The sequence below is a fragment of the Pseudomonas sp. TNT2022 ID1044 genome, assembly GCF_028656895.1.
In the GTDB taxonomy this organism is placed as follows: Bacteria; Pseudomonadota; Gammaproteobacteria; order Pseudomonadales; family Pseudomonadaceae; genus Aquipseudomonas; species Aquipseudomonas reinekei.
In genome coordinates this window covers 1-612 of the sequence record NZ_JAMDHB010000051.1, presented here as the reverse complement: position 1 = coordinate 612, position 612 = coordinate 1, and the positions used below count along the sequence as shown (strand labels likewise).

Sequence of the window (612 nt, the reverse complement as noted above, 5' to 3'; positions counted from 1 at the left end):
GGGCGTGGTGATTTTCCTGCACGGCGTGAATGACCCCGGGGCGTCTTATGAGTCGGTGGAAACCGGGTTGTGCCAGGGGGTGAATGAACGGCTGGATCGGCCGGATCTGAAGGCGGGGCGGTATGGGGCGGCTTACAGTGCGGCTAAAGGAGTGCCGCTTGAAACGTTGAGCAATGATCAGAGAGCAGTACTCGATGATCCTGACACTTATCTTTATCGCCGAGATACTAACGCCCCAAAAATCCGTAGCCTGATGATCCCGTTCTACTGGGGCTATCGGGCCGCGCCGGACCACGTCAAGCGTGATGACGCCGGTGATCCGTTCCGGATGCGCAACCAGTTTCAGGATATCCACGGCAATCGCCTGGATCGCCACTTTGCCAAGGCTGGCGGGTTTTTCGTCAACGCCACCAACAACCTGCAGGAAATGTACGGCGGCGGGTTCAAGGCCAACGTGAAAACCGGCGCCGTGGAGCGCTTGAGCCCGAACAATTACCTGCTCTTCGCCAACGCACCGCTGCGGCATTACTTTGTGTTTGCCGCGCACCGGCTGGCGATGCTGGTCCGTGAGATTCGCCGGGTATCGCCTGATGAAACCATCACCATCATGGG

At 58.8% G+C, this 612-nt stretch carries 1 protein-coding gene; it reads left to right on the top strand.

The features are described 5' to 3' along the window. Positions 1 to 612, top strand: a 612-nt coding sequence (locus M5G20_RS30065; protein WP_443218336.1) for a T6SS effector phospholipase Tle3 domain-containing protein, incomplete at both ends; no start/stop codon positions are given.